Genomic DNA, 5,467 nt, shown 5'->3' with positions numbered 1-5,467 from the left:
GAGAAAGAGCGCGTCGCCGCCGCGGCCCGCTAAATTTCTCCCGGATATTCTCTCGTTTATCGCTCCTTGAGTGACGAGTTCGAACGGACGCTCCTTTCGTCGCGTTCGCCGTCATCTTTCCAGTCGTGACGACCGCAGAGCAATCAAAACCAGAACTCCCTAGTCCGCCGCTTGTTCGGAACCACCTTCTTCGCCACCGAGGACGTATTCACGGGCGGCGTCGACGAGCGCTTTTCGGTACTCGCTTTCGGTGGGGTCGTCGCCGAGTGAGAGGAAGCGGTATTTGAACCCCTGTACGTCAATGGACGGGGCGTCACGGGAGGCGGTGCGGGCGAGGTCGTAGAGGCGGTGGTCCCGCGCGACGAGGTCGTGGCGCTCGACCATGGCGAGCGCGAACGCGGCGTTGACGGCCGTCATCTCGGGGTCGGAGGTCGCGGTCAGTCGGCGGCCCGGAAGTCGTTGCGGGCGGTCGGCGACCGCGGCCGCGAGTTGCGATTCGAGGAAGGTGACGAGTTTGTCGCTCGGACCGAGATCGAGCGTGATGTCGTCGGCGTAGATGTCCTTCATGTGATTGGCGATCTGATAGCAGTGAGTGAGTTTCCGACGCTCGACCGACCGACCCGCGAAGGCGAGGAACAACGCCTCGGCGGTCGATTGGGTGTGCGAGGGGTGGGACTGCTCGTTGCGGGCCATGTGCGAGTACTCGTGGAGCGCGAGTTCGCGGGCCATCACGCTGGTCGCGGCCTGCCGGGAGATGTTGAGGACGTGGTGGCCGTCGGGGTGTGCGGTCCACGTTCGTTCGTCCGGATCGTCACGCACACGTACGTGAACGGGTCGTTCGAGGTCGAGTTCGGTTTCGAAGAGGTCGGAAGCACTGAGGAATGGGTTGGGGGACGTAGAACCGTGTACTCGAATATCCATGCGTGTTGTTGTCACGCTCTGAATGGCCATTACTCTTGTGCCATATGTGACTGTTTGGCAGGGTAATGGGCCGTTTCCAGCCGTTTTGCGGGCGGGAAAACACTACGCTTTTCAACCTCGTACAGGTAGAGACACCCATATATGGGTAGACGAAAGAAGATCGTCGAACAGTGTGAGCGGCTCATGGACAAGCCGGAGCAGATTCGGAACATCGCTATCGCCGCCCACGTCGACCACGGTAAAACGACACTGACGGACAACCTTCTCGCTGGTGCGGGCATGATCGCCGACCAAGGCGAAGCCACCCAGTTGATGATGGACACGGAGGAGGACGAACAGGAACGCGGTATCACCATCGACGCGGCGAACGTCTCGATGACCCACGAGTACGAGGACAAAGACCACCTCATCAACCTCATCGACACACCGGGCCACGTCGACTTCGGTGGCGACGTGACCCGTGCGATGCGTGCCGTCGACGGTGCGCTCGTCGTCGTGGACGCTGTCGAAGGCGCAATGCCGCAGACGGAAACCGTCGTCCGACAGGCGCTCCGTGAGGGCGTTAAGCCAGCCCTGTTCATCAACAAAGTGGACCGACTCATCTCGGAACTCCAAGAGGGTCCCGAGGAGATGCAACGCCGCCTGCTCAACGTCATCGACGACGTGAACGAGCTGATCCGCGGTATGACCGAGGACATGGACGACGTGGACGACTGGACCGTCTCCGTCGAAGAGGGAACCGTCGGATTCGGGTCGGCACTCTACAAGTGGGGTGTCTCCATGCCGTCGATGCAAGCGACGGGCATGGACTTCGGGGACATCATGGACCTCGAACGCAACGACAAGCGTCAAGAACTCCACGAGCGAACGCCGCTGTCGGACGTCATCCTCGACATGGTCTGTGAACACTTCCCGGACCCCATCGAGGCGCAACCGCGACGTATCCCGCGCGTCTGGCGTGGTGACGACGAGTCGGAACTCGCCGAGCAGATGCGACTCGTGGACCCGGACGGCGAAGTCGTCCTGATGGCCACCGACATCGGTATCGACCCGCACGCTGGCGAAATCGCCGCCGGTCGTGTCTTCTCCGGAACGCTGGAGAAAGGTCAAGACCTCTACGTCTCGGGAACCGCCGGAACGAACCGCGTCCAAAGCGTCGGTATCTACATGGGTGGCGAACGCGAGGAAGTGGGGCGCGTCCCTGCCGGGAACATCGCGGCCGTCACCGGTCTGAAAGACGCTATCGCCGGTTCGACGGTATCGAGCGTGGAGATGACGCCGTTCGAGTCCATCGAACACATCAGCGAACCCGTCATCACGAAGTCCGTCGAGGCAAAGAGCATGGACGACCTGCCGAAACTCATCGAGACGCTTCGACAGGTCTCCAAAGAGGACCCGACCATCCAGATCGACATCAACGAGGACACGGGTGAACACCTCATCAGCGGACAGGGTGAACTCCACCTCGAAGTCATCACCCAGCGTATCGAGCGCAACCAGGGAATTCCGGTGACGACTGGTGAGCCTATCGTCGTCTTCCGCGAGAAGGTCCAGGGAGCGACCACCGAAGTCGAAGGTATCTCCCCGAACCGCCACAACCGGTTCTACCTCACGGTTGAACCGCTGTCGGACGATATCGTCGAGAAACTGAAACTCGGGGAGGTCTCGATGGACATGCCCGAACAGGAGCGCCGTGAAGTGCTCCAAGAGGCTGGCATGGACAAGGATATCAGCCAGAATGTCGAGGAGATTCACGGGTCGAACATCCTCATCGACAACACGAAAGGTATCCAGCACCTGAACGAGACGATGGAACTCGTCATCGAAGGACTGGAAGAGGCGCTCGACAACGGTCCGCTCGCTGGCGAACCCGTCGAGGGAACGCTCATCAAACTCAACGACGCACGTCTCCACGAGGACACCATCCACCGTGGTCCGGCACAGGTCATCCCTGCGGTCCGGCAGGCAGTGCACAACGCACTCATCCACGGTCACGTCAAACTCCTCGAACCGATTCAGAACGTCCGTATCGACGTTCCGAACGACCACATGGGTGCCGCGTCCGGCGAGATTCAGGGTCGCCGTGGCCGCGTGGACGACAGGTACCAAGAGGGTGACCTCATGGTCGTCGAGGGTATCGCGCCCGTCGACGAGATGATCGGGTTCTCCTCGGACATCCGCAGTGCGACGGAAGGTCGTGCGTCGTGGAACACGGAGAACGCCGGGTTCCGCTTTATGGCGGACAACCTCCAGCGCGAGACCATCATGGAAATCCGAGAGCGCAAAGGCATGAAGTTGGAACTCCCGCAGGCCGTCGATTACTTCTAATCGAGGAATCCCCTCGAACGTCCTTTCTTTCGTGTAGTCACGAACCGAGGAGCCGACGCTCTGCTCCGTTGCTCGATGGATATCGCGCCACGTAGAATCACTGCCGTCTCACTGCACTGGCTTAGAATCGCTAGCATCGCTCGCCGAGCGTTTTCAGGTCGGTGAGACGGTGTCGTCAGTTACAGTCGCGAACAGCTACCGGTCCCCCCGGAAGACGATCTCCGCGTCGCACATGGGGCACACCCGGTTCTGGCTGTCGAACGCCGTCTGGCAGAATGCACAAACGTGATCCTGCTTCCGACTCGTACCGGAACTACTCGCACGGACCGCATCAGTAAATCTCATTTCCTATCACCGGTTCATCGGTTCACGCTCCATCGGTATTACTACGATCCCGTTAACGTGTAGCATAGGCAATGACTAACTGCGGTTTCGCACCATTTTTCTCCGTTGCATCCCGTTCCCCGCTTGCGATTGGATAATTTTGCGACCGTCTGAAGGCTTATACTCCTCCATCACCCCACTCCAGTCATCATGGCGGATCACGACGAGGGGCGCGTCCAAGCATACACGGTTCGACTGGAACTATCTGACGAACCGGGTCAACTGCTCCGTGCCCTGAAACCTATCGCCGACCACGGTGGCAACTTGCTCAGTGTCTTTCACGAACGCGGGTCGCTCACACCACGCGGCAACATTCCGGTCGAAGTGGATTTCGAATGTCATCCGAACCGATTCGAGACCATCGTTGCGGCACTTCGAACCGCGAGTATCAACGTCATTCGCGCGGGTGCGGAACGATACGACGAGGAGATCACCGTCATCCTCACGGGGCATATCATCGACACCGACGTTTCGGACACGCTCTCCAGAATCACGACGGAATCGAACGCTTCCGTCGTCGATATCTCGCTGTCCGCCCCCGAAGGGACGAGCGACGTGTCGAGCGCTCGGCTGCGCCTCGCCACGGATTCCACCGAGACGAACGACGTTCTCGACACGGTGGCCACTATCGCCGGTGACAAGGAGTTACGCGTCATCCAGCCGCTGACGGACGGGGAGGGGGTAGCATGAAACTCGCGGTGTTCGGAGCCGGTGCCGTCGGTCGGTCCGTAGCCGAACTGGCGGCCGAGTACGGCCACACGGTGACGGCGCTCGCGGATTCGTCGGGTGCCGTCGTGGATGCGGACGGTATCGACGTGGAGTCGGTGCTCGCGCGCAAGCAGAGCGACGGAGCCGTCGGGGATGCCGACCCGGAAACGGCACTCGAAAGCGAGTACGACGTGCTCGTCGAGGCGACGCCGACCACGCTCGGCGATGCACAGCCCGGTTTCGGTCACGCACGCGAAGCGTTCGCCAGGGACCGTCACGTCGTGCTGGCGAACAAGGGACCGGTGGCTGAACGATACGACGAGCTGCGCGCACTCTCCCGCGACAGCGAAGGAAGTCTCCTGTTCGAGGCGACCGTCGGCGGCGCGATTCCCGTGCTCTCGACCATCGAGGACGTTGGCGCGGACAACGTCACTGCCGTTCGCGGCGTGCTCAACGGGACGGCCAACTTCGTTCTCTCGCGGATGGCCACCGAGCGACTGAGCTACGAACACGTCCTCGCCGAAGCACAGGATTTGGGAGTGGCCGAAGCCGACCCATCGTTCGACGTCGACGGGACGGACGCCGCACTGAAATGCGCCATCCTCGCCAACGTACTGTTCGACGGTGGACACACGCTTTCGGACGCGGACGTCGATGGAATCCGTGATTTGCCGGGGAGTGCGCTCGAACTGGCGGCCGAGGACGGGTGGACCATTCGGCTGGTCGGCGAAGTCGCCCGGGACGGTGTCAGCGTCGGCCCGCGTCTCGTCCCCGAAAACGGGACGCTCGCGGTGTCCGGAACCCGGAATATCGTCCAATTCGAGACGAAATACGCCGGACGACTCAACATCAGCGGACGCGGTGCGGGCGGTCCCGAAACGGCGACGGCAGTGCTGGCCGACGTGACGCGGCTCGAACGCGAATCATAAACCGCCCCCCGTGTTCATTTTCACCATGACATCTGTTGCCATTAACCGCCAGACGGCGGCGAGATGGCTCGCATAGCGTATCGAAATGGTTTTAACCGCTTCTGCCAAATAATTCCTCCAGAGCGCATCTGCGCGTGAGATATACAATGAGCGACAAACCACACCAGAACTTGGCCGTCATCGGCCACGTCGACCAC

Annotated in this window: 4 protein-coding genes; 3 read left to right on the top strand and 1 reads right to left on the bottom strand. The window is 61.0% G+C overall.

Translation table 11 applies throughout. From position 1 onward, the window contains the following. Positions 1–159: 159 nt before the first annotated feature. Positions 160–921 carry a DUF5781 family protein gene (locus tag WBV42_RS13200; protein ID WP_423986435.1) on the bottom strand — a complete coding sequence of 254 codons (762 nt, stop codon included), beginning with the start codon at positions 919–921 and terminating at the stop codon, positions 160–162. A 141-nt stretch (positions 922–1,062) separates the two neighbouring features. On the opposite strand from WBV42_RS13200, the gene WBV42_RS13195 reads away from it, so the two are divergent. From WBV42_RS13195 to WBV42_RS13185, 3 genes are all read left to right on the top strand, one after another. Further along, a complete protein-coding gene (locus WBV42_RS13195; protein WP_423986434.1) occupies positions 1,063–3,249 on the top strand; it encodes an elongation factor EF-2 in 2,187 nt (728 codons plus the stop codon). A gap of 534 nt (positions 3,250–3,783) precedes the next feature. Then, on the top strand, positions 3,784–4,323 hold the full coding sequence (locus WBV42_RS13190; protein ID WP_423986433.1) for an amino acid-binding protein: 540 nt from the start codon (positions 3,784–3,786) through the stop codon (positions 4,321–4,323). Beyond that, positions 4,320–5,270 carry a homoserine dehydrogenase gene (locus tag WBV42_RS13185; RefSeq protein ID WP_423986432.1) on the top strand — a complete coding sequence of 317 codons (951 nt, stop codon included), beginning with the start codon at positions 4,320–4,322 and terminating at the stop codon, positions 5,268–5,270. The genes WBV42_RS13190 and WBV42_RS13185 overlap by 4 nt, the downstream gene beginning before the upstream one ends. Positions 5,271–5,467: the final 197 nt, after the last annotated feature.

The organism is Haladaptatus sp. (assembly GCF_049589095.1).
Taxonomy (GTDB): Archaea; Halobacteriota; Halobacteria; order Halobacteriales; family Haladaptataceae; genus Haladaptatus.
Note: the sequence above shows the minus strand (reverse complement) of the source record. Positions and strands in the feature narration are given on the sequence as shown.